Below are 26237 nucleotides of genomic sequence, written 5' to 3'. Positions count from 1 at the left end.
GTCAGGCTGCCGCGAGGTTGGACCTGCCACGCCCCATCCGCCGTTCCAGCTTCTGGCTGAACAGCGACAGGGGATAGCACATGGCGAAATAGACGACGGCGATGATCGCGTAGATCACGAACGGCTCGAACAGCGAGTTGTTGACGATCTGGCCCGAACGCATCAGCTCGACGAAGCCGACGACGGAGGCGAGCGAGGTGTTCTTGACGATCTGCACCATGAAGCCGACGGTCGGAGGCGTCGCGATGCGGATGGCCTGCGGCAGGATCACCTTCATCATCCGCTGGGTCCGGCTCAGCGCCAGGCCTTCGGCAGCTTCCCATTGCGGCTTCGGTACGGACTGGATGCAGCCGCGCCAGATCTCGCCGAGATAAGCAGCGACATAGAGTGTGAGCGAAGCGCCGGCGGCTGTGAGCGATGAGACCTTGAGGCCGATCGCGGCCAAGCCAAAATAGCCGAGGAACAGGATGACGAGCAGCGGTGTGCCCTGGATGAGCTGAACATAAATGCCGCTGGCGATCCGTACCGATTTGAGCGGCGATATCCGCGCGAGCGCGATCGCAAAGCCCACGATGCCGCCGCCGATCAGCGCGATCACGGACAATCCGACCGTCCACAAAGCGCCCTGGCCGAGGAACATGAGATGATTGATGTTGAGATGTCCGCCCATGATCATCTCACAACGGCGTGCCAAGCCGGCGCCGGCGCGGAAACAGCATGAGGCCGAGGCCCCAGAAGCCGGCGCGCATGACGAGCGACAGGATGATGTAAAGGACAGCGACGATGATGTAGGTCTCGAAGGCGCGGTAGGTGTCGGACTGGATGTAGTTGGCGACCGCGGTGAGCTCCTCGGCCGAAATCTGCGAGCAGACCGAGGAGGCCAGCATCAACAGCACGAACTGGCTGGTGAGCGCTGGGTAGACCTTCTCGATCGCCGGCAGCAGGATGATGTGCCAGTAGATCTGCAGGCGCGTCAGCGCGAGCCCTTCGGCAGCCTCGATCTGCCCGCGCGGGATCGCCTCGAAGCCAGCGCGCATGATCTCGGCGGTATAGGCGCCGACATTGATCGTCAGCGCGGCGACTGCCACGGTGAAGGCCGAGAGTTTCAACCCCAGGCTCGCGAGCCCGAAATAGACCAGGAAGATCTGCACGAGCAGCGGCGTGTTGCGGATAGCCTCGACATAGACTTTGCAGGCCCCGGCGATCAGCGCGTTGTGCGTGCCGCGTCCGACCGCTGCGAGCGTGCCGAGGACGGCGCCGAACACCGTCGCGAAGAATGCCAACTCCAGCGTCAGCGCAGCGCCGCCGAGAAAGCTCGGCCAACGCTCCAGCACTGCGGGAAAGTCGAGTTGGAGGCTCATCGCCGTCGGGTCATCCTGTGACTTGGTTGGCCATGCGGTCGTAAACGCGGAACAGCGCCTGGTTGCCACTGGCGCCCTCGCCATGCGCGCGTGCGTCGACATATTGGCTGGTGACCAGCGCAGTCCCGGGCAGCGGCACGTTCAGGGACTGCGCATGCTCCTGCACCAGGCGCAGGTCCTTCAGCATCAGGTCGATGCGGAAGCCGGCCGCCACGTCGCCCTCGATCATGGCCGGGCCGAGCTTGTCGAGCATCCAGGATGCGGCGGAGCCGCCGAGCAGCACACGGCGCAGCAGATCGAGATCGACGCCCGAGGCGCGTCCAAGCGCGAGCGCTTCGCAGATCGCCTGGATGTTGATACCGCAGATGAGCTGGTTGCAGAGTTTGACGGTCTGACCGGCACCGCTGCCACCGGCATGCGTGATGGTGGTGCCCATGGCGCGGAAGAACGGTTCGGCCCTGGCAAACGCGTCAGCCTCGCCGCCGGCCATGATCGAGAGCGCGGCGTTCTTCGCGCCCAGCGGCCCGCCCGAGACCGGCGCGTCGATGAAATTGACGCCGAGTTTTTGCAGGTCGGCATGGATGCGGCGGACTGCGACCGGCGAGATCGTGCTCATGTCGACGATCAGCTTGCCGGGCGGGGGAGACTTCAGCAGGCCGTGCTCGCCGTAAACGGTCGCTTCGACATGGGGCGTGTCGGGCAGCATGGTGATGACGATATCGACGCCTTGCGCGGCATCGGCAGGAGATTTGGCGCGAACCGCACCTTCCTTGGCGATACCAGCCACAGCGGCTTCGTTAAGATCGAAGGCGTGCACCGCGTGCCCGGCCTTCAGGAGGTTGCGCACCATCTCAAGGCCCATCGTGCCGATGCCGATGAAGCCGACGCTGCCCTTGTCATCCCGTCCCATGTTTTCGTCCGTTTCTTGGTTGGTCGGTTCGCGATCAGCGCGAGGCGCTGGTCTTGTCCACGTCGCCGACGACGGCGCGACGCCGGTATTCGTCGCCGATGGCAAAATGCTTGCGCAGTGTCGCGTCCGCCCGCTCCGGATCGCGCGCGATGACGGCCTCGAAGATGCGGCGGTGGTCGTCGATCAGATAAGTCTTCATCGACGGAAAGGCCTGCACCAGCTCGCGGCGGCTGCGATGCGAGTGCGTCAGCAGACCGGCCATCGAATTGTGCAGCACGGTCAGCGTTTCCGAGTGCGAGGACATGACGATGGAACGATGGAATTCGAAGTCGGCCATGCCGCCGGCGTCCGCCTCGTCGATCGTCTCCTCGATCTTCGCAAGCGTGCGCTGCAGGCGCTCGAAATCGGCAATGTTGGCGCGCTCGCAGGCGAGCCGGATCGCCTGACATTCGATCGCGACGCGCGCCTGCATGACGTCGTCGACCATGTCCGCCTGCTGGGCGAGGGCGAAGGTGAAGAAGTCGTTGAGCACCGAGACGTCAGGCCGGGTCACCACGGTGCCGATACGGTCGCGGATCTCGACGATGCCGAGCACGGTGAGGGCGCGCAGCGCCTCGCGGACGATCGGGCGGCTGACGCCGAGGAGGCTCGCAAGCTCGCGTTCGGAAATCAGGCGGTCGCCGGGCTTCAGCGAGCCCGCAAGCAGGCGCTCCCGCAAGAAGGCGAACACCTTCTCGAAACCCTTTTCGCCTTCCGCGGCCCGCTTGAGTTCCATCCCTGTCTCTTTTTGGTCTGATCTTGGTAAGACCAGTAGGATGACCAGAATGGGCCGTCAAGGGCCTTTAGTTAATCAGTCGTATCGCAGGCGCCGGCAATCCGACGGGGTCGTGCGCCTGATCCTTAGAATTTGAAGCGTATTGATCGGAGTGCTCGCTCAAAGAATTTGAGGTCCGCGATGTCCGATCACCATTCCTTCTCCGCCTTCGACCGCCATGCGGTGCTCGGCGGATCCGACAACGGCTTTCCCTGGTACGCCGGTGCGATGCTCGCGGTCGAAGCCAGCGAAGTGGTGCGGCTGCGCTGCGAGAAGCTCAGCCGTGGCGACGAGGCGGCCGAGCAGGAAGCCGTGCTGATGATGAGCGAAAAGATCGCCGCTGCGTTCGATGCGTTTGCGAGCCTGCTTGCGGGCGCAACGCCGGCCACGGTTGTCCAGCGCTACCGCGACCACGTCGCCGCGAACGCCAAGCGGCTGTCAGCAGACTAGACCCTCCGACCGGACGGTTCGCTGCTGACAGCATGTTGGCAGCAGGGGTGGGCTATGACCACCTCCTGACAAACGGAGGGTGCGGGACATGCCGATCGAGGCAAGCTGCCATTGCGGTGAAACGGTGTTCGAGGTGACAGAGGCGCCATCGAACTTGACACGCTGCACCTGCTCGCTCTGCGCCAAGCGCGGGGCGTTGTGGGCCAATTACAAGCCAGCGCAATTTCGCCTGCTGTCGCCGCCGGAGAATGTGGCGACCTATCGCTGGGGCAGCGGGACCGTCAAACATCATTTCTGCGCAAGTTGCGGCTGTGGCACCTATTCGGAGTCGCCGGATTGGTCGACCGGCAAGCCCGATTTCGACAATCCCAAGGTCGGCGTGAACGCGCGCCTGTTCGACGATTTCGATCTGGAGACGGTGCCGGTGAATGTGATCGACGGCAAGAATTTGTGGTGAGCATGCAGTCTCACGCATGACTGCTGCCCGTCCATCCTCTTGAGGCAGTCGGGGAAAGCTGATCTGTTTCCACCCTCAGTGAGAAAAAGGGGAGGAAGCCGATGATGCGTCTCTTGGCGCGAGCAATGCTCGCAATGTGTCTGGCCGCTGCAGCCAGCTTCAATGCACAGGCGCAGACCAAGCCAAAAGTCACGACGCTCGGACCTGACTTCCCCAAGGCGGCGCTGTTCGTCGGCAACAGCTTCTTCTACTACAACAACGGCATGCCCGGGCATCTGTCCTTCATGGAGCGGGCCGCGGATGCCGACAACAAGGCGGCGTATCGCAACACCATGGCCACGATCGGTGGCTCCGGTCTCGACTGGCACGACATGGACAATCTGCTGCGGCCAGGCGGCATCGGCGCTTATTCTTTCGACGACCAGAACAATGTCGTCTTCAACAAGCCCGGCAAGCAGTTCGACGCGGTCGTGATGATGGATTGCAGCCAGTGTCCGATTCATCCGCAGTTGAAGGACGCGTTTACGACCTTTGCCAAGAGGGACAGTGATATCGTCCGCGCTCATGACATGAGGCCGGTGCTGTTCATGTCCTGGGCCTATGCCGACAAGCCGGAAATGACGGAAGGATTGGCCGAGGCCTACACGCGCGCCGGCAACGCCAATGATGCACTTGTCATTCCAGCAGGCCTCGCGTTCGCGCGTGTCCGCAAGCTCCAGCCGGAGCTCAATCTCTATGCGCCGGACAAGCGGCACCCGAGTCCCGCAGGATCGTATCTCGCTGCGTCCGTGACGCTAGCGGCGCTCACTGGCCGCTCGCCAGTCGGCAATTCCTACACCATGGGAATCGATCCTGAGACGGTGCAGTTGCTGCAAAAGGCCGCCTGGGACACGGTGCAGGAATATTACGGGCGCTGATCGGGCGTCGCGCACAATGCGCAGGGCGAGATTAGCGGAGCGTAATCCGCCAACGCATGTCAACCAAATGGCGGGTTACGACTTCGGCTAACTCACAACGCTACGGCATCAACGTTATTTCAGCACCACCCAGGCCGGCGCGTGATCGCTGGCGCCGTCCTCGCCGCGGACCTTCTTGTCGACGCCGGCTTTGGCCAGACGTGAGACGAGGGCAGGGCTCAGCAGGAGATGATCGAGCCTGAGCCCCGCATCGCGCGGCCAGCGGTTCCGCTTGTAGTCCCAGAAGCTGTAGATGCGCTCCTGCGGGTGCAGCTCGCGGATCGCGTCGCACCAGCCTTGCGCGACGAGCGAGGAAAACGCCGTGCGGCTCTTCGGCTGGATTAACGCATCCTTGTCCCATGAGCGCGTCGGATAAATGTCGATCTCATCAGGCGCGACGTTGTAGTCGCCGGCGAGCACGACGGGCAGATCCTGCTTGATGAAGGTCTTGGCGTGGCGCTTCAGCCGCGCGAACCAGTCGAGCTTGTAATCGAACTTCGGTCCGGGCTGCGGATTGCCGTTCGGCAGGTAGATGCTGGTGACGATGACGCCGCGTACGGCAGCTTCGATGTAGCGCGCTTCGTGATCGTCAGGTCTTCCCGGTAGCCGGTCTCGGGTGAGCACAGGCTCGGCGTTACGGGCGAGTATGGCGACACCGTTCCAGGTCTTTTGTCCACGCCAGACTGCGCCGTAGCCGGCCTTTTCGATGGCCGCCGCCGGGAATTCGCCGTCGGCTGCCTTCAGTTCCTGGAGCGCGACGACATCAGGCTTCGCCGCGTTCAGCCAGCGCAACAGGTTGGGCAGGCGCCGATTGACATTGTTGATGTTGAACGTCGCGATCCTCATGGGCCCAACGACTGGAAATCTTCAGAAATGACTCGCTCCCGTTGTCATCGGCGTTCCATGATGTATGCTTACAACCAGAAATTGCCGATCAACACGATGGAGGTTTGACGATGACCAAGCTTTGCCTTGCCGTAGTCGTGGCCGCAACCGCATTTTCCGAAGTGGCTCTTGCTGCCGAGAAAATGGAAATCGCCTGTCGGGTGGAGTATTTCAAATATTGCCCCAGTGTCGTGCCGGGGGGCGGCCGCATTGTTGCTTGCCTGAACAGGTATAGGAGCCATATCGGCAACGCCTGCAAAGAGAGCATGGATGCGTGGGTTATCGATAACAAGGTGCGCGGATAATCGAGCGCGATGAGATCGACGAAGCGTCATCGCCCCTAGCGACATCAGGCTTCGCCGCACGGTCGTAGGATAGATTGGGTTGACGTTGAGTGCCGCAATCTTCATGTAGAGATTGCGGCCGCGGTCGTTTGCGCTGCCACCGGAGATCCAAATCCATGTTGAAGTCCAGTCTGAGCCTCGCCATCGTCGCCTTCGTGGTCGCGTCCTCCGGTGTCGCGTCGGCACAATCGTCCGATCCACGCGGCGCGTGCAAGGCGGACTATGACAAATTCTGCGCCGGCATCGCGCCCGGTGGCGGCAAGATCATCGCCTGCCTCAACGCCAAGCGCGATCAGCTCAGCGCATCCTGCAAGACGGCGCTCGACAGCCGGAAGAAGTAAAGCGCCGCTCTCGTGTCCCGGACGCGCCGCAGCGTGAAACGCTGCTGCGCTGAGCCGGGACCCAGAAGGCGGAACGGTTTACTGTTGAGAGATGGGCCCCGGCTCTGCAGCGCATCGCTGAAGGAGCGCTGCGCCGCGTCCGAAGAACGGGCGCGTCCCTAACTCGGCAGCGGCGGCGGGCTCGCGGGCTGCTCGATCGGCGGCGGCGAGGGCGGCTGCTCGGCCGTCGGCGCGTGCTCCGGCTTGACCAGCGGCTCCACCTCATTGCCGCCCTTGTAGACGCGGGCGTAGCGGGGCCCGAGGCTGGTCAGCACCTCGTAACCGATGGTGCCGAAATGATGCGCGAGCTCGTCGACGGTGATGCCGTCGCCGAGCAGCGTCACCAAATGGCCGCGCCGCGCGGCATTGGGCGGCAGATCGGTAATGTCGATGGCGATCAGGTCCATGGAGACGCGGCCCGCGACCGGGCAGCGCTTGCCGGCGACGATGACCTCGGCGCCGCGGGTGCCGTCATTGGAGCTGGCGGCGCGGAAATAGCCGTCGGCATAGCCGACCGCGACGATTGCAAGCTTGGTCGGGCGCCGTGCGGTCCAGGTGCCGCCATAGCCGACGCCTTCGCCGCGCTCGACATTGCGGACCTGCACGATGCGCGCCTTCAGGTCCACGACCGGTTGCATCGGATTGTCGGCCTCCGGCGTCGGATTGACGCCGTAGAGTGCAGCGCCTGGCCGCACCAGATCGAACTGGAACGGCGCGCCGAGGTAGATGCCGGAGGAATTGGCAAGCGCCGCCGGCACGCCGGAGAATTCGCTGGCGATGCCGCGGAAGGCGGCGAGCTGTTTTGCATTCGCCGGGCTGTTGAGCTGCTCGGCTGCGACCAGATGGCTCATCACCAGCGTAATGCCGTGATCGCCGGCATTGATGCGGGGGATGATGGCCTGCGCTTCCGCAAGCGTCAGCCCGAGCCGGTTCATGCCGGTGTCGATGTGGATCGCCGCGCCGCCGGACCAGCCGGTGCGGCGGCAGAACACGTCCCATTCGGCGAGCTCGTTGAGATCGCCGATCACAGGACGGCAGTTGATCTTGGCGTAGTGCTCGCCGGTGTTCTGGAAATAGCCGCCGAGCAGGTAGATCGTGGCCTCCGGCACCGCCGCGCGCGCGGTGCGGGCTTCCTCGATGGTGGCGACGAAGAAGGTCTTGCAGCCGGCTTTGTTCAGCGCATGGGCGACCTGCGCCGTGCCGCAGCCATAGGCGTCGGCCTTGATCACCGCCGCGCATTCGGCCGGCGCCGCCGTCTTCTCGAGCTTGCGCCAGTTGGCGATGATGGCGTCGAGATCGACGGTGAGCACGCCGCCATAGGCTGCGAGCGCGGCAGCCTGATTGGCCTCCTCCGAGAGAAGGCCGGATTGCGGGATCATTTTCGGATCGGACGCCATTGTCATGGCGCCGTTTTACGCAAGAGACCCGCGCGGTTCAACCCAAGGAGCGTGATAAGGAACTAGTAGTCGCCGCCGCCGCGGTCCGGCACCTGGCTGTCCGGCGCAAGGTCGCCGAATCGTGTGACCGACGCTTCGAAGGCCAGATCGACGGTGCCGGTCGGGCCATGGCGCTGCTTGCCGATGATGACTTCGGCCTTCCCATGCGCAAGATCCATGTCCAGGCGCCATTTTTCGTGCTCGGGCGTGCCGGGGCGCGGCTCTTTGTTTCCGAGGTAGTATTCCTCGCGGTAGACGAATAGCACGACGTCGGCGTCTTGCTCGATCGAGCCGGATTCGCGCAGGTCCGAGAGCTGCGGCCGCTTGTCCTCGCGGGATTCGACCTGACGCGAGAGCTGCGAGAGCGCGATGACGGGCACGCTGAGCTCCTTCGCCAGTGCTTTCAGGCTGGTCGTGATCTCCGTGATTTCCTGCACACGGCTGTCGCTGGCGCGCTTGCCCGATCCCGATAGCAGTTGAATGTAGTCAATCACGATAAGGTCGAGGCCCTTCTGTCGCTTCAGCCGGCGCGCCCGCGCCATCAGCTGAGCGATCGAGAGGCCGCCGGTCTCATCGACAAAAAAGGGCAGCGACTGCAATTCGACGGAAACCTCGCGGATTTTATCGAATTCGGTCTCCGTAATACCGCCGCGGCGGATGCTGGAGGAAGAGATGCCGCTTCGCTCGGCCAAAATACGAGTTGCAAGCTGGTCGGCCGACATTTCGCAGGAGAAGAAACCAACGACGCCGCCATGAGCTGTTTTCATGGTGCCGTCGGCCTGAAGTTCACCTTCATAGGCGCGAGCGACATTGTAAGCGATATTGGTTGCGAGCGAGGTCTTGCCCATGCCGGGACGCCCCGCGACGATGACGAGGTCGGAGTGCTGCAAACCGCCCATCTTGGCGTCGAGATCGCGCAGTCCCGTCGAGATGCCCGACAGCTTTCCGTCGCGCTGGAATGCTTTCGCCGCGAGATCGACCGCGACCGTCAGAGCCTGTGAGAATTTCTGGAAGCCGCCGTCGTAACGTCCGGACTCGGCGAGGTCGTAGAGCTTACGCTCGGCGTCCTCGATCTGCGCCCGCGGCGCGAAATCGACCGGCGCGTCATAGGCGACATTGACCATGTCCTCGCCGATGCCGATCAGATCGCGACGCAGCGACAGGTCGTAGACAGTCCGGCCGTAGTCCTGGGCGTTGATGATGGTCGTCGCTTCGGCGGCGAGACGCGCCAGATACTGCCCGATGGTCATGCCGCCGATATCGGTGTCAGCGGGCAGAAACGTCTTCAGCGTGACGGGTGTGGCGATCTTGCCCATCCGGATCAGGCTGCTGGCGGTCTCGAAGATAGTCTGGTGCAGCGGCTCGAAATAGTGCTTCGGCTCGAGGAAGTCGGAGACGCGGTAGAAGGCGTCGTTATTGACCAGAATTGCGCCCAGAAGGCTCTGTTCCGCCTCGATATTATGCGGCGCGCTCCGATAGGCTGGAGTTCCGGCGTCGGGCGCGAGTTTGAGAACGTTCGAATCAGTCAGGGCCATGGTTGGACGTGCTTAGCAATTTTCTTGGGCGAATGCGGGGCCGGGATAAAGCGCCGACCCAGTCCGAAGCGGAAGCAAAAGCTCGTCGCTATCAACCGATCATTAAAGCGGTGGATGATTAGCAGCCGCAGCACGCACCGTGCTTGACGGATTTTTGCGGAACTCGCTCGGGGGCCGAGGCGGCGGCGACCGCGCCACGGAAATATCCGGAAATCATGAACCTAATGGATTGAGGTGCAGACGTATCCAAGAGCGCGCGAACTAGCGCGCTGGCCGCTTTCGGCGCGGGTTCAGACCAGCAGGAGGTAGACCAGCGCGACCAGGGCCGCTCCGACGCCGGTGGCGATCAGGGCGTAATCGGTGCGGAGGTCGTCCTGCACGTCGAATGAGGTTTGGGTCTCTTTGCTCATACCGACGATCTAAGCCAGGACCGACCGGACTTATGTGAAGCAGATCACATCTCCCCGGATTCTTTCGGGGGTATGACAGGAACAGGCAGACGGGACGGGGGTTATCTCACGGAACCCGGACAGGGAGACGAGGCAAGCGATGCGGCCAGAACGGCAGCCCCAGATGTCGCGGAGCGAGGCAGGCAGCCGGTTGTGGCTGTCCGGGCTGATCGCCGCCATGGAGCATGCTGCGCGGCCCGAAGTGCGGCGCCAGCCGGTTGCACCCGAGGCCCTTGCGCAGTTGCAGGCACAGTTGGCCCTTCCGGCGTCTTTCCCGCACTCCACCCTTCGTCACTAGGACTTTATTCACCGTCCAGCGTGTGTCTTGACACGCCAGCTAGCGCGCAACCGGGCGTCTGTGGCGCTGTGGCTTTGCGACGATGTAGCTCTATCTTGCGAGCCGTACGTCGTCGCGTAAGGCCTCCGGTGTTCGAACGAGGCGCGATGCTACTGCGCTGTGTTCAAAGCCGATATTCCATAAGCGCTTAATCACATCCTTGCGTGCGGAGCCTGCTTCCATTCGCAGCGCAATCGGCTAAAAGGTGACCGCCGCCGCGCCCGGTGCCGGCTGCACCTCTCGGATTTCAATGGAGATGATGGGAATGTCGAGCCGAGCGCTCAGCCTCGCGACGGTGCTGTTTCTGATCGGCTTCGGCGCCACCGATACCGTCCTCGCGCAGGCGACGAACCTCGAGGCCGGCAAGGCCCCATCCCAAATCTTCGCGCAGACGTGCAATGCGTGCCACAAGAGCCCGAGGGGTCTGTTGAAAACGGTAGCGCCGGGTTCGCTGCCCGCTTTCCTGCGTCAGCACTACACGACCAGCTCCGACATGGCCGGCGTCCTGGCCTCCTACCTCGTCTCCAATGGCGCCACCGACGCCCGCTATCAGTCCAAGGACGGCGGCAAGGACAAGAAGGACGGCGCCAAGGAGAAGGATGCCAACGCCAATCCGGCGCAGGCGCCTGACCATCAGGGCCGCCGCCAGCGCTCGCAGGAAGCCACCAAGCCGGAAGGCGAGGGCGCAACTAGCCCGACGCCCGAGGGACGTCAGAAGCGCGCGGCGCGGCCGAGCGATGAGGGCGCCAAGGAAGGCTCCAAGCCCGAGGGCCAGGCAACGAGCGAACAACCGCCCGAGGGTCGCAAGGCCAAGCGGCTGAGCAAACGCGGCAAGCCCGAGACCGATGACGCCGCTGCACCGAAGGGTGAACCCAAGGTCGACTCCAAGGCCGAGCCGAAGAGCGAGAGCGCCAAGGTCGATTCCGGTCGCGACGAGTCCAAGCCCGACAGTGGCAAGGCGGAGAAGCCGGCCGAGGCCAAGCCGGAGAGTGCCAAGGTTGAGCCGAGCGGCAGTGAAGCTCCGGCGCTCCGTCCCGATCCGGTGCCGGCCGTGACGCCAGCCCCGCCGGCGGCCGCCGCGAAGCCGCCCGAACCGGCTGCGCCCAAACCGGCTGAAGCCGCGGCTTCCAAACCGGCCGAGCCTGCCGCCAGCGACAGCTCCTCCGAGCCGGCGGCGAAGCCGCAGGAGCCGGCGCCGCCCGCGACCGCTGCCGCCCCGGCGCCGGCCGAGCAATCCGGTCCGCCGGCCCCGCCCATCTCGCGATAAGCCAATTTTCCGATCGATCCACGGAGGTCGCGCCTGTCGCGGCCTTTTACATCGTCTTGATCTTCAGTAGAGGGTCACTCTAGAGTAGTGCTCTAGGGAGTGATTGATGTCATCCGGTGTGCGCGACGATCTGTTGGCGGCGGGGCTCGTGGTGTTCGACCGCGTTGGCTTCGAGGGCGCGACGGTGGCCGCGATCCGCGCCAAGGCGCGCGCCTCCAACGGCAGTTTCTTTCATGTCTTCGGCTCCAAGAAGGAGCTCGCCGGCGCGCTTTTCCTGGAGGTGCTGCGGCACTATCACGCTGCGGTGCTCGCCGCGCTCGATCCCGTGCCCGATGCGGAGCGGGGCATCGATCGCCTGATCCACGCCCATCTTGACTGGGTCGTGTTGAGCCGCCGTGAGGCGCGCTATCTCTTCGAGATCTCGCGCAGCGAATGGAGTGAGGACGTCCGCGACGCCCAGCGCGCGCAGAATGCACGGCTTGCCGAGGGCATCGAGCGCTGGCGCGCGCCGCTGGTCGCGCGCGGCGAGCTTTTGCTGATGGCGCCGGTGATGTTCGTCAGCCAGCTGATCGGCCCCGCGCAGATGTTTTGCCGTGCCTTTCTCTCCGGGCGCGACCGCGCCGATCCGCGCGCTGAAGCCGACACGCTAGTCGCCTGCGCCATCCGTGCGCTGCTGCCGCCGGGGCGCATCAACAAGGAAGGAGTGGCGTCATGAACACCGAGGCTGATCCCGAGTTCGCAGCCGTAGCCGAGCGCATCCACACCAATGTCGGCCGGCAGGGCTTCATGAACCTCGTCGGTGCCGAGCTCTCCGAGCTGTCGCGCGGCACCTGCACTATTGCAGTCGAGCGCCGGCCGGAACTGCTTCAGCAGCACGGCTTCTTTCATGGCGGTGTCACCGCCTTCCTGGTCGACAACGCCACCACCATTGCGGCCGCCACCTCGCGCGGCCAGGCGGCGCTGACAGCGGAATACAAGCTCAACCTGCTGTCGCCGGCGGTCGGCGAAAAGCTGATCTGCCGGGCACGCGTGATCAAGCCAGGCCGCCAGGTCTCCGTGGTTGCCGCCGATGTGTTCTGCGTGAGCGACGGCGTCGAGAAACATACGGCAACGGCGCTGGCGTCGATCGCGATGCTGAGCGAGGACGTCGCTGCAAAAACGAAAAGCCCGGCCGCTTGAGGCGGCCGGGCTTCGTAGCCTTGCGTGAACGCGAGGCTTATTTCTCGGTCTCTTCCGCAGCCGGTGCCGGCTCGGCGTCGTCCTGCTGGGCTTCCGGATCGAAGAACTCGCCGGCGGCGGCAATCGCTTCGGCGGCCGCATCGCGGTCCTCGTTGCGGGTCGAGATATCCTCGCCGCGATTGATGCGCTCGGCCTCGTCCTGGCTGCGCGCAACCGTGACGGAAACCTCGACCTCGACCTCGGGATGAACGGCGACGGTGATGGTGTGCTTGCCGATCGTCTTGATCGGCGCGTCGAGCTGCACCTGCGGACGGTCGAGCGAAACGCCATCGGCTTCGAACGCCGTGACGACGTCGCGCACCGTGACCGAGCCGAACAGCTGGCCGGCCTCAGAAGCCTGACGGATCACGATGATGTTCTTGCCCTGGATCTTCTCGGCGATCTTGGAGGCTTCGCCCTTGCTCTGGAGGTTGCGAGCCTCAAGATCGGCCTTCATGCCGTCGTACTTGGCGCGGTTGCCTTCGGTGGCGCGCAGCGCCTTGCCGCGCTTGAGCAGGAAATTACGGGCATAGCCGTCGCGAACCTTCACGACTTCGCCCATCTGACCGAGCTTGCTCACGCGTTCCAGCAAAATGACTTCCATATTCGTTCTCCTTTGAAGTGCTCTGAGTTTTCAGTTTTCGGGTTGGACTTAAGAGGTCGGCAGCGGTGGCGGCTGCCGGTTGCGCAGAAAGCGTTCGCGGAAGCCGAATACGGCATCTGCGAGGCCGAGGGCGGTGAGCAGGACGAGGCTCACGCTGAACATGAAGATGATGGCGTATGCAGCGGCGAGCCAGAATGCGCGATTGTTGAGGTCGCGTGTGATGATGTGCAACACGGCAAGGCCGATCAGCGCATAAGCCATCATCAGAACGGTCGTGACGACGACGGCCAGAATGCCGCCGATTCCGCTCGAGAAACTAAAGGCGAGAGCGACACAGAGTGCGACAAGGGTCATTGGCGGCAAACTGGTGCTGCTGAGGTCTGGCCAGGGCCGATGCAGCTTCCCGGAAACAGCCGCAGCCTTGGCCGCGAGCCAGAGGTTCAGGCTCAGTGTCGCCATCTGCGCCGCCGCGACCAGAACCGGCGTTACGGCGACCATCACGCTGACGCGCGGATCGCTCTCTGTGACGGCCGCCTCGCCCATAAGGGAGAGAACCCTGGCAAAGCCGCGGCGCATCGCCTCGCCAATCGTCGTGGCGTCGGTGCCCAGCGACAACAGCGATCCTGCGGTTACAAGCGTGGCCAGCGCGGCAATCCAGAGCAGGATACGCCCAAGCGGATACCATTCGACTTGGAGCGGAGCCGCAGGGGCGCCTTCGTGGGCGACCGCAGTGCCGCCAGCCGATGGCCGTCCGAGCATCGCCAGATGTCCAAGCCACCACGCCGGCAGCGCGATCGCCAGGCCGTAACCCACAGCAAGGGGTACGCTGAGGACGCTGCCGATGACGAGCATTGCGACGAAACCGCCAATCGCGCCGCAAAGGGGACCCCAGGCGATCCCGGCCAGCATGAGCGGTAGCGGGGCCAGACAAACCAGGACGAGCGAGATCAGCGCGCCCGACACAATCGAGGCGAACATCAGGGCCGACGCAGCGCCGGCGATCAGGGCTATCAGTCCAAAGGTCATCATCAGCTGTCCCGCTCCCTTCGAGCGGTTAGAGGCATCTCGCCCCAACCATCGGCGACCGGACGACCCGGAAGCCTTATGAAATCAAAGAGTGCGGCCGGCGGCGATGTCGTCGCCGGCCGAATCCGTCTTAGCGAATGACGTAGGGCAGCAGGCCCAGGAACCGCGCGCGCTTGATGGCGCGGGCGAGCTCACGCTGCTTCTTCGCGGACACTGCCGTGATGCGGCTCGGCACGATCTTGCCACGCTCGGAGACGTAACGCATCAGCAGCTTGGAATCCTTGTAGTCGATCTTCGGAGCATTCGCGCCCGTGAACGGGCAGCTCTTGCGGCGACGGAAAAACGGACGGCGTGCACCAGCTTCAGCCATTGATCTTACTCCGCATCCGTCGTCGTGGTGGTTTCAGCTTCGTCGCGCGGGCGGCGCGGGCCGCGATCGCCGCGGAAACCGCCGCCGTCGCGATCACCACCGCGGAAACCGCCCTCGCGGTCGCCACGGAAGCCGCCTTCGCGCTCGCCGCGGAAGCCGCCGCCACGATCGTCACGCTCGCGATCGCGATCGGCCTTGCGCATCATCGCCGACGGGCCTTCCTCGAGCTCCTCGACGCGGACGCTGAGATAGCGGATCACGTCTTCGCTGATGCGCTCCTGGCGCTCGATCTCGGCGATCGCCGCGGACGGCGCGTCGATGTTGAGCAGCACGAAGTGAGCCTTGCGGTTCTTGTTCATGCGGTAGGTGAGGGAGCGTACGCCCCAATTCTCGGTCTTGGTGACCTTGCCGCCGAGACCCTCGACGATGCCGGTCATCTGCGCAGTCAGTTCTTCGACCTGCTGCGTGCTCGCGTCTTGGCGCGCGAGAAAAACATGCTCATAGAGAGCCATGGAAGTCCTTTCCTCATGTTGGCGCATCGCCCGGCGTCAAGCCCTTAAGAGGCCTTCGGAAAGGACTCTGGGATTAAGCTCAGAAGGCGGAAACACGGGACGACGGGCCGACTGGCCCTGCCACACCAAAATCACGAATGATTTGCTGAGACCGTCCGTTCAGCTCCCGGCCGGGGTCTGCGGATGGCGCGCTTATACGGATTTTGGCCGGCTTTGCAAGGTTGCAGCACCGGGGGAGCGGCCCGGATGGCTCCGGGATAAGCGCGTCAGGGGGCTGGGGCACCTTGATTTATTTGTTTGTATAGCATACAAATAAATTAAGAGAGAGGCCCAATGTCGGAAAAGTCGGTCAAGAAGCCGCTTGAGGCGTCGGCAGGCGACCCCAAGCATGCCGCCCGCGCGACACGCTCGGCCGGCCGCAAGATGCGGTCGTTGCTGCTGGATGCGGCGAGCCCGCTGTTTCGGGAGCGAGGGCTGTCGGGTACTTCGATTACCGACATCGCGGGCGCCGCGGACGCCTTTCCGAGCCAGATTACCTATTACTTTCGCACCAAGGAGGCGCTGTTCGTCGAAAGCGCCTGCCGTGATCTGCTGTATCTGGCGCGCGCGACCGAACAGGCCGCCCTGAAGGCGTGTTCGCCGCGGGAGTACACCCACGCGCTGGCCGAGACGGTGACTGCCAGTGATTCGGTCGCGTTCTTCGCCGAAGCGCTGACCTTGACGCGGCGGCGCCCGGATCTCGCACCGCTGGTCGAGCGGACCATCGAGCGCCTGCACGGTGAGGGCGCGCGCGCCTATGCGAGCCAGGTCGCACGCCACGGCTGGCGCTCCTTGCGCGCACCCGATGAGAGCTCGCGGCGGTTCTGGGCGGTGGCGATCGGCGTCATCCTCGAAGGCTATGCCATGGGCCGCTCGCCGGATGAGCTCTGCGCCGAGATGCTGCGCGTGCTCGGCGAGCAGGCGAAATCCACGGGCGACGCCGCGCGCTTGCGCCTCGTCGACGACCGCGATGCTTCGACCAGTTCGGATCAGGAGAGTTAGGCCATGACCGCGCTTCGCATGCGTGCCCGCGATTTTCTGACCGAGGACCAACTCGTCGATGTCCGCCAGCGCGTGACCTGGAAGGGCGTGGCGCTGATCGCGCACGCCTGGGCGCTGATCATTGGTGCGATTGCGCTCGTCGCGTGGTGGCCCAATCCGTTGACCTACATTTTCGCAGTCGCCATCATCGGCTCGCGCCAACTCGGGCTTGCGATCCTCATGCATGACGGCGCGCATGGCTGCCTGTCCGCCGATGAGAAGACCAATCTGACGCTGAGCCAGTGGTTTTGTGCCTATCCCATCTTTGCGGAGACGCGCAGCTATCGGCGTTATCATCTTCAGCATCATGCGCGCACCCAGCAGGAGGATGATCCTGATCTTGTGCTGTCGGCGCCGTTTCCGATCACCAAATTAAGCTACCGCCGCAAGTTCATCCGCGACATCACCGGGCAGACCGGCTACCAGCAGCGCAAGGCGCAACTTCTCAACGCACTCGGTCCGAAGGATTGGCCGTGGCGGCAGCGTCTGGCGCATTTTTGGGAAAAACTGGGCCCGCAATGCGCCGTCAATGCCGTGATGTTTGCTGCGCTCGCGGCGGCCGGCGTGTGGTGGGCCTATCCGCTGCTATGGCTGGTGCCGCTGGTGACCTGGATGATGGTCATCACCCGCATCCGCAACATCGCCGAGCACGCCGTCGTCCCCGACAGCAGCGATCCCTTGCGCAACACCCGCACGACACATGCCAATTTTCTCGAACGCCTGTTCATCGCGCCGTATTACGTGAACTATCACCTCGAACATCATCTGCTGTTCTACGTGCCCTGCTACAATCTGCCGAAGGTCCACCGCCTGCTCAGCGAAAGTCGTCATGCCGGCGGGATGGAAGTGCAGCCGAACTACGCCGCAGTGCTGCGGCTCGCGACCGCAAGGTCAAACCGCGACGACCGGCCGGGGCAATTGGCAAGCAGCGCCCGCCGCGCGCAAGCCGGTGCCGAGGTCGGTGCGGATCAGAAGGCCGGCGGTTTCTAGGAGCCGGCCCTCCGACTGGCTGCCGGCCGAAAGCCCAACGCGGCTTGACAGCGCGACCCCGGACGTTGTCTACGGCCCCCTTCGGAGCATGATCGGGACCAAGCCTCGGGCCGGACGTAGTCGGCTGCCGGTTCTCGAAGACAACTGCTCGAGCGATCCAGGGAGCGCCGATGACGGCAGCATTCACATTTCCGGGGCAGGGATCCCAGGCGGTCGGCATGGGCAAGGCCCTGGCTGACGCCTTCCCAGTGGCGCGGGCCGTGTTCGACGAGGTCGATTCCGCGCTTGGGGAGACGCTGACGGCCACCATCTGGGATGGCCCGGCCGAAACCCTTCAGCTCACCCAGAACGCCCAGCCGGCGCTGATGGCGGTGTCTGTGGCCACCCTGCGCGTGCTGGAGGCTGAGGCTGGTTTTTCCGTGGCGCGGGATGCGGCTTTCGTTGCCGGCCACTCGCTCGGTGAATATTCAGCGCTTGCCGCAGCCGGCAGCCTGACGATCTCCGATACCGCGCGGTTGCTCCGCACCCGCGGTCTCGCAATGCAAAAAGCAGTGCCGGTCGGCGCGGGTGCCATGGCCGCGCTGCTCGGCCTCGACTTCGAGGCCGCGATGGCGGTCGCCAATGAGGCGGCGCAAGGCCAGGTCTGCCAGGCCGCCAATGACAATGGCGGCGGGCAGGTGGTGGTCTCCGGCGACAAGGCGGCGGTCGATCGCGCCGTCGAGATCGCCAAAAGCAAGGGCGCCAAGCGCGCCATGCTGCTGCCGGTGTCCGCACCGTTCCATTGCAAGCTGATGCAGCCGGCTGCGGACGCCATGGCGGAGGCGCTGTCCAAGGTTACGATCAAGGCGCCGGCGGTGCCGCTGGTCTCGAACGTGCTGGCAAGCGCCATCACCGATCCCGACGAAATCCGCCGCCGCCTGGTCGAACAGGTCACCGGCACGGTGCGCTGGCGCGAGTCGGTCGCCTATATGGCAGGGCAGGGCGTCACCCGTTTCTTCGAGATCGGCGCGGGCAAGGTGCTGACGGGGCTGGTCAAGCGCATCGCCGACGGCGCCGTCGGGGTTGCGGTGGGCGGGCCGAACGACATTGCCGCTGCCAAGGATGCACTGGTCGCTGCGAAGCAGGCCTAGAGGAGTTTTTCGATGTTCGATCTGACTGGCAAGAAGGCGCTCGTCACCGGCGCGACCGGCGGCATCGGCGGTGCGATCGCGCAGGCCCTGCATGCGCAGGGGGCCACGGTTGCGATTTCGGGAACGCGGAAGGAAGTGCTGGACGAGCTTGCCGGCAAGCTCGGCGAGCGCGCCCTTGTGCTGCCGTGCAATCTCTCCAAGGCCGATGAGGTCGAGGCGCTGGTGCCTGCCGCGGAAGCGGCGATGGGGCAGGTCGATATCCTCGTCGCCAATGCCGGCATCACGCGCGACAATCTTTTCGTTCAGCTTCGTGACGAGGATTGGGACGAGGTCATCAACGTCAACCTGACGTCGACCTTTCGCCTGGCGCGCGCCGTGACCAAGCTGATGATGCGCAAGCGCTTCGGCCGCATCATTGCCATCACCTCGGTAGTCGGCGTCACCGGCAATCCCGGGCAGGGCAATTACACCGCCTCGAAGGCCGGCCTGATCGGCATGATCAAGACGCTGGGCGCCGAATACGCCAAGCGCGGCGTCACTGCCAACTGCATCGCGCCCGGCTTCATCAAGACGCCAATGACCGATGCGCTCAACGACAAGCAGCGCGAGACGATTCTGACCAAGGTTCCGGCTGCCCGCCTGGGGACGCCTGAGGACATTGCGGCAGCCGCTGTCTACCTCAGCTCGAACGAAGCAGCCTATGTCACGGGGCAAACGATCCACGTCAACGGCGGCATGGCCATGATCTGACGCTCGTTCCCCAGGGCCACACCCGCGAGGGCGGTGCGGGATGCGGTAAACGGCCGTTTCCGGAGCGAATCGAGGCTTGTAGTCAAGGCAATTTATGTATGATAACCGGACGTTCAACGGATGGGCAAAGAACGCCATTGCAGGTTTTTGAAACCCTGTATATTGGCGATGCGGAGCCTTGGCCGTCGTTCGCCGGGCCTGCATCGGTTAGGATGGGGCCAAATCAAAGTTCGTAAGCGAAGGCAGTCAACGACCACGACGGCTCGTATCGTCCCGGGGGGTCGGGTCTACAGGGAACAACACGAGGTTATGCAATGAGTGAGATTGGCGAGCGGGTTAAGAAGATCGTGGTCGAACACCTTGGTGTTGAACCCGAGAAGGTTGTCGACGCAGCGAGCTTCATCGACGACCTCGGCGCCGACAGTCTGGACACCGTCGAGCTGGTGATGGCGTTCGAAGAAGAATTCGGTTGCGAGATTCCGGACGACGCCGCGGAGACGATTCTCACCGTCGGCGACGCCACCAAGTTTCTCGAGAAGAACGCGAAGAGCTAAGGCTCTTCATTTTCGCGGGGACAACATCGAAACCGGACGGGCCGCCTACCGGCGGTCAGCCGGTTTCTTGTTATTGGCCGTGAATCTTTCGATGCGGAGTTTTCGGATATGAGGCGGGTTGTCGTCACGGGTCTCGGCATGGTGTCGCCGCTCAGCTGTGGCGTCGAGCCGACCTGGAAGCGCATCCTCAACGGCGAAAGCGGTGCGCGCAGGATCGAAAGCTTCGATGTCTCGGATCTTCAGACCAAGATCGCCTGCACCGTCGTGCGCGGCGACGGGTCGAACGACACCTTCAATCCCGATATCTGGATGGAGCCGAAGGACCAGCGCAAGGTTGACGACTTCATCATCTTCGGCATGGCGGCTGCGGGCCAGGCACTCGACGATGCCAACTGGCATCCGCAGTCCGAGGAGGACAAGTGTGCCACCGGCACCATGATCGGTTCCGGCATCGGCGGCCTCAACGGCATCGCCGAGACCGCGGTCCTGCTGAAGGAACGCGGGCCGCGCCGGGTGTCGCCTTTCTTCATTCCAGGCCGCCTGATCAATCTCGCCTCCGGCTATGTCTCGATCAAGCATGGGCTGAAGGGGCCGAACCATTCGGTGGTTACGGCCTGTTCGACCGGCGCACACGCGGTCGGTGATGCCGCCCGCTTGATTGCGCTGGGCGACGCCGACGTCATGGTTGCCGGCGGCGCGGAATCGCCGATCGGCCGCATCGGCATTGCCGGCTTCAACGCTGCGCGTGCGCTGTCGACCGGTTTCAACGAGACGCCCGAGAAGGCCTCGCGGCCCTACGACAAGGATCGCGACGGCTTCGTGATGGGCGAGGGCGCCGGCGTTCTCGTCCTGGAAGAACTCAAGCACGCCCAGCGCCGCGGCGCCAAGATCTATGCCGAAGTGATCGGCTACGGCCTCTCCGGCGACGCCTATCACATCACCTCGCCGTCGCCCGACGGTGATGGCGGCTTCCGCAGCATGGCGGCGGCGCTGAAGCGCGCCGGTCTCTCTGCGTCGGATCTCGACTACATCAACGCGCACGGCACCTCGACTCCGCTCGGCGACGAGATCGAGCTCGGTGCTGTCGAGCGACTCCTTGGCAATGCCGCCTCGAAGGTCGCGATGTCCTCGACCAAGTCCTCTACCGGTCATCTCCTGGGTGCGGCCGGCGCGATCGAGGCGATCTTCGCCATTCTCGCGATTCGCGATAATGTGGTGCCGCCGACCATCAACCTGGACAATCCGTCGGTCGAGACTGCCATCGATCTCGTGCCGCACAAGGCGAAGGCGCGCGAGGTCAACGTCGCGTTGTCGAATTCTTTCGGTTTTGGCGGTACCAACGCGTCGGTAATCTTCCGCCGCCTGGCTCACTAGTTTGCGTTTGAAGCGAATCCACCGTTTTGCCGTATTCAGCGATAGTCATACCCCGTGGGCGCGTGCATTGGCTCGACAGGCGATTGTCGGGCTGCGATTGAACCGGCAGGATTCAGGTTGTTTCGATGAGTGAAAGGCCGCCCATTTCGCCCCGGAGTCCGCGGGCAGCGCTCGAGCCCGAGCAGGTCCCGCCGCCGCCGAAGCGATCGGACCGCGCGCGCAACCCCTTCGTGATCGTCGGCAACGCCATCATTACAATTCTGCTGATCGCCATGATCGGTGCGGGCGGCGTCTATTATTACGGACGGCAGGTGCTTGAGGCGCCGGGGCCGCTCAAGGACGACAAGATCGTCAACATCCCGCAGCGCGCGGGCAAGCGCGACATCGCCGAGACGCTGAACAGGGAAGGCGTGACCGACGTCAATCCGTGGGTGTTCATTGCAAGCGTTGCCGCGCTGAAGGCGAGCTCGGACCTGAAGCCCGGCGAATATTCGTTCCAGAAGAATGCGTCCTTGCGCGACGTCATCGCCACCATCGTCGAGGGCAAGGTGGTGCAGCATGCCGTCACTGTCCCGGAAGGGCTGACCTCCGAGCAGATCGTGGCGCGGCTGACCGACAACGACATCTTCACCGGCAGCGTGCGCGAGCTGCCGCGCGAAGGCACGCTGCTGCCGGAGACCTACAAGTTCCCGCGCGGGACCCCGCGCGATCAGGTGATCCAGCGCATGCAGCAGGCGCACAAGCGCGTGCTGGCCGAGATCTGGGAGCGCCGCAATCAGGACATTCCGGTCAAGACTCCGGAGCAGCTGGTGACGCTCGCCTCGATCGTCGAGAAGGAGACCGGCAAGCCGGACGAGCGCAGCCGTGTCGCCGCCGTGTTCGTCAATCGCCTGAAGCAGAAGATCAAGCTGCAGTCCGATCCCACGATCATCTACGGCCTCGTCGGCGGCAAGGGCACGCTCGGCCGACCGATCAAGCGCAGCGAGATCACGCAGCCCTCGCCCTATAATACCTATGTGATCGAGGGCCTGCCGCCGGGCCCGATCGCCAACCCCGGCCGCGCCTCGCTCGAGGCCGCCGCCAATCCGGCCCGCACCCGCGACCTCTTTTTCGTAGCCGACGGCAGCGGCGGGCACGCCTTCACCGAGACCTACGACGCGCACCAGAAAAACGTCGCCAAGCTGCGCGCGATGGAGAAGCAGATCCAGAACGACACGGTCGAGCCGGCCGACGACGCGCAGGCGCCCGCCGCCGCCGCCGCGCCCGCTGCCGCTGATCCGGCGCCGACCGCGACCACGCCCAAGCCGACCCAGCAGAAAAAGCCGCCGGCTGCTCGCCCGGCCAATCCCGCGCCGGCCCGGCAGGGCGCGGCGCAGCCAGTGCCGCCGGTGATCCAGCGCTAGCGCAGGCCTGCCTACGGGACTTTGCGGATTACACTTTCCCGTAAAATAGTCTTAAGTTTCGCGGGCCTTGATGGCCTCGCGAATCTTACCCTCCGGAGAAACTGACCCGATGGCGCTGTCGTCCATGACCGGCTTTGCCCGAAGCCACGGCGCAAGCGGGCCGTACACGTTCGAATGGGAATTGAAGTCGGTCAACGCCAAGGGCTTTGACCTGCGGGTGCGGCTGCCGCAGGGGTTCGACGAGCTCGAGGCCCATGCCAAGAAGCGCGCTGGCGAGCTTCTGTCGCGCGGCACGGTCTACGCCAATCTCACCGTCAAGCGCGCCAATGCCGCAGCCTCCGTCCGCGTCAATGAGGACGTGCTCAACGCCGTTCTGAAGGCCGCCGCCGTGATCGCCGGCAAGGTCGACGCGGTGGCGCCGAGCGTCGACGGCCTCTTGGCCATCAAGGGCGTCATCGAGGTTGCCGAGCCCGAGGGCGACGAGGAGGAGGACAAGGCCGCGCGCACTGCTGTGGCCGAAGCCTTCGATAAGGCGCTCGCCGAACTCGTCGAGATGCGCAAGCGCGAGGGGACGTCGCTGGGGCAGATCCTCACCCAGCGCGTGGACGAGGTCGAGCAGCTCGCGAAAAAGGCGGAAGGAGCGCCCGGCCGCAAGCCGGAGGCGATCAAGGCCAGGCTCGCCGAGCAGATCGCGACATTGCTGGATACCTCCGACCGTTTCGATTCCGACCGCCTGATGCAGGAGGCAATCCTGATCGCCACCCGGGCCGATATCCGCGAGGAGCTCGACCGCATCGCTTCGCATGTCGCCCAGGCGCGCGAGCTGATCGGCAAGGGCGGCCCGGTCGGGCGCAAGCTCGACTTCCTGGCGCAGGAGTTTCACCGCGAGGTCAACACCTGCTGCTCGAAGTCGAACGACGTCGAGCTGACCAATACAGGCCTCGCCATGAAAAACGTGGTCGAGCAATTCCGCGAGCAGGTCCAGAATCTGGAGTGATCGATGACGACGGGCGGTCACGGAACTGACGGTGTCGAGCGGCGCGGGCTGATGTTCGTGCTGTCCTCGCCATCCGGCGCAGGCAAAACGACGCTATCGCGTTTGCTGATCGAGCGCATGCCCGGGCTGAAAATGTCGGTCTCCGCGACGACGCGCGCGAAGCGCCCCGGCGAAGTCGATGGCAAGGATTACCTGTTCGTCGACAAGCCCAGGTTCGAGGCCATGGTGAAGGGCGACGAGCTGCTGGAATGGGCGACCGTGTTCGACAACCGCTACGGCACGCCGCGCGGGCCCGTCGAGGCCGCGCTGTCGGCGGGGCAGGACGTGCTGTTCGACATCGACTGGCAGGGCACGCAGCAGCTGCGCGAGAAGGCGCGCGCGGACGTCGTCAGTGTATTCATTTTGCCGCCGTCGGCCGCCGATCTCGAGAAGCGGCTGCACTCGCGCGCGCAGGATTCCGACGAGGTCATCCGCAACCGCATGAGCCGCGCCAGCCACGAGATGAGCCACTGGGCCGAGTACGACTACATCGTCATCAACCACGACGTCGACGAAGCCTTCGCCGAGGTGCAGTCGATCCTGAAGGCCGAACGCCTCAAGCGCGAGCGGCGGACTGGCCTCGTTGGTTTCGTGCGAGGTCTTCAAGGTCAGCTTCAAGGCTAGGCTGCGGCAGCCGCGGCCCGTCCTTCGCCAGCCGTTCCAGCATCGCCGTGATGATGTCGATGTCGACGGCATCTTCATCGCGTGCGGCTTCGTCGCGATCGGCCGGCGCTTCGTCATGGCTGTCGTTGGCAGCCAACTGAGGCGCCGAGGCCTCGATCTCGAACTCCGCGTCGACTATCTCGATCTCGGTCTCGTCAGGTTCTGCTGCCGCGACGTGGGCAGGGCGGGCCCGCGCTGCGATCCTGCCGATCTCGTTGCTGAATGCGGCGAGTTGCCGGGCCTGAGGACGCGCAGCGTCGAAGTCCACCGGATGCGGACGTTTGGCGCGCGGCGCCGGGGCAGGCGCGTCATTGAGCCAGGGCGCGCGGTTGTCGTCGTGATCCTGCGGCTCCCGATGGTCCCAGTTCACGCGGCGATCGCCCGTTTGGGCGCGTCCGCGTCCGCCGGCGAAGCGGTAGATGATGCTGGCGAGCATGCCTGCGAGCGCCAGCGCGCCGCCGATGACGAGCAGGAGCATCTGCAGCGAGCCGGTCGGCTTGTCGGCGGGAACGTCGGCCGCAGCGAGCGTGACGGGGGCAGCGGATGTTACAGGCTTGGCGTTCGGCCGCGTGTCTGATGTTGCCGGAGCAGTCGCCGGCTGCGGTGCGGGCGCGGCGGCAACCGTCGTGGCATCGGGCCAGCGTGCGGCAATTGCAGGCTGCTGCGCATGATTGTCGGGGCTGGTGGTTGCAGGCTGCGGCGCTGCGGCGGGCGGCGCGTTTTGCGCGATGCCCTGCGGCGCGATGTATTCGGCGTGCGCATTCTGCACCGATTGCGGCGCGGGTGAATCCAGCTGCGCGCTGCTTGCGCTTTGCGTCGTTGTCGCGGTCTTGCCGCCTTCGGCGCGCAGGTACCAGCATTGCCGCTTGGTCGCGCGCTCGAGTCGATAGTACCAGTGCTGTCCTTCCGGCGCCGTGCTCTTTGGCGATGCGAGGCAGTCGCTCGCAGCGTTTGCCGTGCTTGCGGCGGCAGCTGGCGCCGTTGGAGCGTTCTGCGACACGGCGGCGAGCGGCACGCCAGCGACGATGCTGGCGACAAGTGTAGATATGAATCTCGCGGTGCGGTTGCCCATCCTGGTCTCCCGGTGACGCATGACGCTACTGGTTACCTGCCCTTTCTGATCAAAGACTTGGGTGGCAATGAGCCGCAAATCCGGAGAGGATGTGGCCTGAATCGGGCCTCCGGCGCGTTGGTTCCGCCGCGACATCAGGCCTTTTTGCCCGCGCGATTGCTTGGTCGAGGTCCAGGTTCCCGAACAGCCGTCCGAGCGGCGAAAGGTGCCGGAACCGCTACGGCTGGAGAGGCGGCCGGCACCCGTGAAGGTCACGCCGTTGCCTGAGCCTGCCGTGTGCACCGATCCGTTCGGGCTGACGCTGCCGCTGACGCCTTCAGGACGCGATTGAAAATCCTCGCGTGCATCAAAAACCCCCAAAGCAATGGCTGCAATCTGCCAGCCGGGCGTCCTTGCGAAAAGCGCGCGACATTCTGCGCAGGTAGCGCGGTGCGCAGCGAAAAGGCGAGGGACCACGGGTTCGCGCTCTCGCGACCCAATGGCCCGAGCTTTGCCGCTTCGTTCGCGCCCCCTGGAGATCAAAGGACGCAGGGAAGGCCGGGCGCCGGCTGGCACCCGCAGGTCCGTGCGCTATGGAAATGCACAAGGGTTGGACCACAGGTGATGCCGGTCGCCCGGCCTTCCCTGCGCGATGGTTTTAACGGTGTCCTTCGTGCTCTCCTCGGGGAGCGATGCACTATTGCCCCCGTCGCCTTGGCGGATGGCTGATGTGCGCACCCGGTTGGGCCACCCACATCACCGCAAGACTTGACGCACAGGCCCCGGGCGTCAGGACCACACGACTTCTCCGTCCGCGGACGGCCTCGCCTGATCATCCTGGGCTGGCGCGTGCTCACCCCTGATGCCCGACGAGACCGCTGCAACCGCGCCGTGT

At 64.6% G+C, this 26237-nt stretch carries 29 protein-coding genes; 17 read left to right on the top strand and 12 right to left on the bottom strand.

From position 1 onward, the window contains the following. Nucleotide 1 precedes the first annotated feature (1 nt). Genes ACPPVR_RS25400 through ACPPVR_RS25385 form a run of 4 tightly spaced genes read right to left on the bottom strand, consistent with a single transcriptional unit; the run spans nt 2 to nt 3046 of the window. Nucleotides 2-670: an amino acid ABC transporter permease gene (locus ACPPVR_RS25400; protein WP_426609305.1), complete on the bottom strand. Its 669-nt coding sequence runs from the start codon at nt 668-670 to the stop codon at nt 2-4. A 7-nt stretch (nt 671-677) separates the two neighbouring features. Continuing rightward, nucleotides 678-1361, bottom strand: a complete 684-nt coding sequence (locus tag ACPPVR_RS25395) for an amino acid ABC transporter permease (RefSeq protein ID WP_426609304.1) — start codon at nt 1359-1361, stop codon at nt 678-680. Between the two features lie 10 nt (nt 1362-1371). Further along, nucleotides 1372-2271 (bottom strand): NAD(P)-dependent oxidoreductase, encoded by a 900-nt coding sequence (locus ACPPVR_RS25390; RefSeq protein WP_426609303.1) that lies wholly within the window; start codon nt 2269-2271, stop codon nt 1372-1374. A gap of 34 nt (nt 2272-2305) precedes the next feature. Next, nucleotides 2306-3046: a FadR/GntR family transcriptional regulator gene (locus ACPPVR_RS25385; RefSeq protein ID WP_426609302.1), complete on the bottom strand. Its 741-nt coding sequence runs from the start codon at nt 3044-3046 to the stop codon at nt 2306-2308. 180 nt (nt 3047-3226) lie between these two features. On the opposite strand from ACPPVR_RS25385, the gene ACPPVR_RS25380 reads away from it, so the two are divergent. From ACPPVR_RS25380 to ACPPVR_RS25370, 3 genes are all read left to right on the top strand, one after another. Beyond that, nucleotides 3227-3535: a hypothetical protein gene (locus ACPPVR_RS25380; RefSeq protein ID WP_426609301.1), complete on the top strand. Its 309-nt coding sequence runs from the start codon at nt 3227-3229 to the stop codon at nt 3533-3535. A gap of 88 nt (nt 3536-3623) precedes the next feature. Then, nucleotides 3624-3992, top strand: a complete 369-nt coding sequence (locus ACPPVR_RS25375; RefSeq protein WP_426609300.1) for a GFA family protein — start codon at nt 3624-3626, stop codon at nt 3990-3992. Between the two features lie 101 nt (nt 3993-4093). Beyond that, a complete protein-coding gene (locus ACPPVR_RS25370) occupies nt 4094-4909 on the top strand; it encodes a DUF4886 domain-containing protein (protein WP_426609299.1) in 816 nt (271 codons plus the stop codon). A gap of 114 nt (nt 4910-5023) precedes the next feature. Here ACPPVR_RS25370 and ACPPVR_RS25365 read toward each other — a convergent pair whose 3' ends face one another. Beyond that, on the bottom strand, nt 5024-5794 hold the full coding sequence (locus ACPPVR_RS25365) for an exodeoxyribonuclease III (RefSeq protein ID WP_426609298.1): 771 nt from the start codon (nt 5792-5794) through the stop codon (nt 5024-5026). A gap of 110 nt (nt 5795-5904) precedes the next feature. On the opposite strand from ACPPVR_RS25365, the gene ACPPVR_RS25360 reads away from it, so the two are divergent. Together ACPPVR_RS25360 and ACPPVR_RS25355 are read left to right on the top strand one after the other, a co-directional pair. Further along, the gene (locus tag ACPPVR_RS25360) at nt 5905-6138 is read left to right on the top strand and encodes a cysteine rich repeat-containing protein (protein ID WP_426609297.1); all 234 of its coding nucleotides are present in this window, start codon (nt 5905-5907) and stop codon (nt 6136-6138) included. Between the two features lie 155 nt (nt 6139-6293). Continuing rightward, nucleotides 6294-6518 carry a cysteine rich repeat-containing protein gene (locus tag ACPPVR_RS25355; protein WP_426609296.1) on the top strand — a complete coding sequence of 75 codons (225 nt, stop codon included), beginning with the start codon at nt 6294-6296 and terminating at the stop codon, nt 6516-6518. Between the two features lie 158 nt (nt 6519-6676). On the opposite strand, the gene alr is transcribed toward ACPPVR_RS25355, so the two are convergent. Then, the gene (gene alr, locus ACPPVR_RS25350; protein WP_426616181.1) at nt 6677-7954 is read right to left on the bottom strand and encodes an alanine racemase; all 1278 of its coding nucleotides are present in this window, start codon (nt 7952-7954) and stop codon (nt 6677-6679) included. A 62-nt stretch (nt 7955-8016) separates the two neighbouring features. Next, the gene (locus ACPPVR_RS25345) at nt 8017-9528 is read right to left on the bottom strand and encodes a replicative DNA helicase (protein ID WP_426609295.1); all 1512 of its coding nucleotides are present in this window, start codon (nt 9526-9528) and stop codon (nt 8017-8019) included. A gap of 1051 nt (nt 9529-10579) precedes the next feature. On the opposite strand from ACPPVR_RS25345, the gene ACPPVR_RS25340 reads away from it, so the two are divergent. From ACPPVR_RS25340 to ACPPVR_RS25330, 3 genes are all read left to right on the top strand, one after another. Further along, complete coding sequence (locus tag ACPPVR_RS25340; protein ID WP_426609294.1) at nt 10580-11581, top strand: hypothetical protein; 1002 nt, start codon at nt 10580-10582, stop codon at nt 11579-11581. A 106-nt stretch (nt 11582-11687) separates the two neighbouring features. Next, nucleotides 11688-12296: a TetR/AcrR family transcriptional regulator gene (locus tag ACPPVR_RS25335; protein WP_426609293.1), complete on the top strand. Its 609-nt coding sequence runs from the start codon at nt 11688-11690 to the stop codon at nt 12294-12296. After that, on the top strand, nt 12293-12760 hold the full coding sequence (locus ACPPVR_RS25330; protein WP_426609292.1) for a PaaI family thioesterase: 468 nt from the start codon (nt 12293-12295) through the stop codon (nt 12758-12760). The genes ACPPVR_RS25335 and ACPPVR_RS25330 overlap by 4 nt, the downstream gene beginning before the upstream one ends. A gap of 37 nt (nt 12761-12797) precedes the next feature. Here ACPPVR_RS25330 and rplI read toward each other — a convergent pair whose 3' ends face one another. From rplI to rpsF, 4 genes are all read right to left on the bottom strand, one after another. Continuing rightward, on the bottom strand, nt 12798-13403 hold the full coding sequence (gene rplI, locus ACPPVR_RS25325) for a 50S ribosomal protein L9 (protein WP_426609291.1): 606 nt from the start codon (nt 13401-13403) through the stop codon (nt 12798-12800). A gap of 48 nt (nt 13404-13451) precedes the next feature. Beyond that, nucleotides 13452-14432 (bottom strand): DUF2232 domain-containing protein, encoded by a 981-nt coding sequence (locus ACPPVR_RS25320; protein ID WP_426609290.1) that lies wholly within the window; start codon nt 14430-14432, stop codon nt 13452-13454. A gap of 127 nt (nt 14433-14559) precedes the next feature. Then, entirely contained in the window at nt 14560-14799 is a 240-nt protein-coding gene (rpsR, locus tag ACPPVR_RS25315) for a 30S ribosomal protein S18 (RefSeq protein ID WP_007592020.1), read from the bottom strand. 5 nt (nt 14800-14804) lie between these two features. Beyond that, entirely contained in the window at nt 14805-15311 is a 507-nt protein-coding gene (gene rpsF, locus ACPPVR_RS25310; protein WP_426609289.1) for a 30S ribosomal protein S6, read from the bottom strand. 333 nt (nt 15312-15644) lie between these two features. On the opposite strand from rpsF, the gene ACPPVR_RS25305 reads away from it, so the two are divergent. The 9 genes from ACPPVR_RS25305 to gmk all read left to right on the top strand — a co-directional run bounded on the left by ACPPVR_RS25305 (nt 15645) and on the right by gmk (nt 24252). Beyond that, complete coding sequence (locus ACPPVR_RS25305) at nt 15645-16352, top strand: TetR/AcrR family transcriptional regulator C-terminal domain-containing protein (RefSeq protein WP_426609288.1); 708 nt, start codon at nt 15645-15647, stop codon at nt 16350-16352. 3 nt (nt 16353-16355) lie between these two features. Next, complete coding sequence (locus ACPPVR_RS25300; protein ID WP_426609287.1) at nt 16356-17381, top strand: fatty acid desaturase family protein; 1026 nt, start codon at nt 16356-16358, stop codon at nt 17379-17381. Nucleotides 17382-17551: 170 nt separating this feature from the next. Continuing rightward, nucleotides 17552-18511, top strand: coding sequence for an ACP S-malonyltransferase (fabD, locus tag ACPPVR_RS25295; protein ID WP_426609286.1), 960 nt, complete (start codon nt 17552-17554; stop codon nt 18509-18511). Nucleotides 18512-18523: 12 nt separating this feature from the next. After that, the gene (gene fabG / locus ACPPVR_RS25290; protein WP_426609285.1) at nt 18524-19261 is read left to right on the top strand and encodes a 3-oxoacyl-[acyl-carrier-protein] reductase; all 738 of its coding nucleotides are present in this window, start codon (nt 18524-18526) and stop codon (nt 19259-19261) included. A gap of 314 nt (nt 19262-19575) precedes the next feature. Beyond that, nucleotides 19576-19815 (top strand): acyl carrier protein, encoded by a 240-nt coding sequence (locus ACPPVR_RS25285; protein ID WP_006020277.1) that lies wholly within the window; start codon nt 19576-19578, stop codon nt 19813-19815. A 108-nt stretch (nt 19816-19923) separates the two neighbouring features. Beyond that, on the top strand, nt 19924-21189 hold the full coding sequence (gene fabF, locus ACPPVR_RS25280; RefSeq protein ID WP_426609284.1) for a beta-ketoacyl-ACP synthase II: 1266 nt from the start codon (nt 19924-19926) through the stop codon (nt 21187-21189). Nucleotides 21190-21314: 125 nt separating this feature from the next. After that, nucleotides 21315-22592, top strand: coding sequence for an endolytic transglycosylase MltG (mltG, locus tag ACPPVR_RS25275; RefSeq protein ID WP_426609283.1), 1278 nt, complete (start codon nt 21315-21317; stop codon nt 22590-22592). Between the two features lie 109 nt (nt 22593-22701). Then, nucleotides 22702-23589: a YicC/YloC family endoribonuclease gene (locus tag ACPPVR_RS25270; RefSeq protein WP_426609282.1), complete on the top strand. Its 888-nt coding sequence runs from the start codon at nt 22702-22704 to the stop codon at nt 23587-23589. Nucleotides 23590-23592: 3 nt separating this feature from the next. Beyond that, entirely contained in the window at nt 23593-24252 is a 660-nt protein-coding gene (gene gmk / locus ACPPVR_RS25265) for a guanylate kinase (protein WP_426609281.1), read from the top strand. Here the strand turns inward: gmk and ACPPVR_RS25260 are convergent. Further along, nucleotides 24185-25918, bottom strand: a complete 1734-nt coding sequence (locus ACPPVR_RS25260; RefSeq protein ID WP_426616337.1) for a hypothetical protein — start codon at nt 25916-25918, stop codon at nt 24185-24187. The two genes, gmk and ACPPVR_RS25260, sit on opposite strands and share 68 nt — an antisense overlap. Between the last annotated feature and the right edge of the window lie 319 nt (nt 25919-26237).

Origin of the sequence: Bradyrhizobium sp. McL0616, from assembly GCF_049993385.1 — a bacterium.
GTDB lineage: Bacteria > Pseudomonadota > Alphaproteobacteria > Rhizobiales > Xanthobacteraceae > Bradyrhizobium.
The sequence above is the reverse complement of the archived record's forward strand: the minus strand, read 5'-3'. Positions and strand labels throughout refer to the sequence as shown.

Bases quoted from the DNA above. Each gene is read 5' to 3' on its own strand.
- ACPPVR_RS25400 (WP_426609305.1), bottom strand. From the start codon at position 670: ATGGGCGGACATCTCAACATCAATCATCTCATGTTCCTCGGCCAGGGC.
- ACPPVR_RS25395 (WP_426609304.1), bottom strand. From the start codon at position 1,361: ATGAGCCTCCAACTCGACTTTCCCGCAGTGCTGGAGCGTTGGCCGAGC.
- ACPPVR_RS25390 (WP_426609303.1), bottom strand. From the start codon at position 2,271: ATGGGACGGGATGACAAGGGCAGCGTCGGCTTCATCGGCATCGGCACG.
- ACPPVR_RS25385 (WP_426609302.1), bottom strand. From the start codon at position 3,046: ATGGAACTCAAGCGGGCCGCGGAAGGCGAAAAGGGTTTCGAGAAGGTG.
- ACPPVR_RS25380 (WP_426609301.1), top strand. From the start codon at position 3,227: ATGTCCGATCACCATTCCTTCTCCGCCTTCGACCGCCATGCGGTGCTC.
- ACPPVR_RS25375 (WP_426609300.1), top strand. From the start codon at position 3,624: ATGCCGATCGAGGCAAGCTGCCATTGCGGTGAAACGGTGTTCGAGGTG.
- ACPPVR_RS25370 (WP_426609299.1), top strand. From the start codon at position 4,094: ATGATGCGTCTCTTGGCGCGAGCAATGCTCGCAATGTGTCTGGCCGCT.
- ACPPVR_RS25365 (WP_426609298.1), bottom strand. From the start codon at position 5,794: ATGAGGATCGCGACGTTCAACATCAACAATGTCAATCGGCGCCTGCCC.
- ACPPVR_RS25360 (WP_426609297.1), top strand. From the start codon at position 5,905: ATGACCAAGCTTTGCCTTGCCGTAGTCGTGGCCGCAACCGCATTTTCC.
- ACPPVR_RS25355 (WP_426609296.1), top strand. From the start codon at position 6,294: ATGTTGAAGTCCAGTCTGAGCCTCGCCATCGTCGCCTTCGTGGTCGCG.
- alr (WP_426616181.1), bottom strand. From the start codon at position 7,954: ATGGCGTCCGATCCGAAAATGATCCCGCAATCCGGCCTTCTCTCGGAG.
- ACPPVR_RS25345 (WP_426609295.1), bottom strand. From the start codon at position 9,528: ATGGCCCTGACTGATTCGAACGTTCTCAAACTCGCGCCCGACGCCGGA.
- ACPPVR_RS25340 (WP_426609294.1), top strand. From the start codon at position 10,580: ATGTCGAGCCGAGCGCTCAGCCTCGCGACGGTGCTGTTTCTGATCGGC.
- ACPPVR_RS25335 (WP_426609293.1), top strand. From the start codon at position 11,688: ATGTCATCCGGTGTGCGCGACGATCTGTTGGCGGCGGGGCTCGTGGTG.
- ACPPVR_RS25330 (WP_426609292.1), top strand. From the start codon at position 12,293: ATGAACACCGAGGCTGATCCCGAGTTCGCAGCCGTAGCCGAGCGCATC.
- rplI (WP_426609291.1), bottom strand. From the start codon at position 13,403: ATGGAAGTCATTTTGCTGGAACGCGTGAGCAAGCTCGGTCAGATGGGC.
- ACPPVR_RS25320 (WP_426609290.1), bottom strand. From the start codon at position 14,432: ATGATGACCTTTGGACTGATAGCCCTGATCGCCGGCGCTGCGTCGGCC.
- rpsR (WP_007592020.1), bottom strand. From the start codon at position 14,799: ATGGCTGAAGCTGGTGCACGCCGTCCGTTTTTCCGTCGCCGCAAGAGC.
- rpsF (WP_426609289.1), bottom strand. From the start codon at position 15,311: ATGGCTCTCTATGAGCATGTTTTTCTCGCGCGCCAAGACGCGAGCACG.
- ACPPVR_RS25305 (WP_426609288.1), top strand. From the start codon at position 15,645: ATGTCGGAAAAGTCGGTCAAGAAGCCGCTTGAGGCGTCGGCAGGCGAC.
- ACPPVR_RS25300 (WP_426609287.1), top strand. From the start codon at position 16,356: ATGACCGCGCTTCGCATGCGTGCCCGCGATTTTCTGACCGAGGACCAA.
- fabD (WP_426609286.1), top strand. From the start codon at position 17,552: ATGACGGCAGCATTCACATTTCCGGGGCAGGGATCCCAGGCGGTCGGC.
- fabG (WP_426609285.1), top strand. From the start codon at position 18,524: ATGTTCGATCTGACTGGCAAGAAGGCGCTCGTCACCGGCGCGACCGGC.
- ACPPVR_RS25285 (WP_006020277.1), top strand. From the start codon at position 19,576: ATGAGTGAGATTGGCGAGCGGGTTAAGAAGATCGTGGTCGAACACCTT.
- fabF (WP_426609284.1), top strand. From the start codon at position 19,924: ATGAGGCGGGTTGTCGTCACGGGTCTCGGCATGGTGTCGCCGCTCAGC.
- mltG (WP_426609283.1), top strand. From the start codon at position 21,315: ATGAGTGAAAGGCCGCCCATTTCGCCCCGGAGTCCGCGGGCAGCGCTC.
- ACPPVR_RS25270 (WP_426609282.1), top strand. From the start codon at position 22,702: ATGGCGCTGTCGTCCATGACCGGCTTTGCCCGAAGCCACGGCGCAAGC.
- gmk (WP_426609281.1), top strand. From the start codon at position 23,593: ATGACGACGGGCGGTCACGGAACTGACGGTGTCGAGCGGCGCGGGCTG.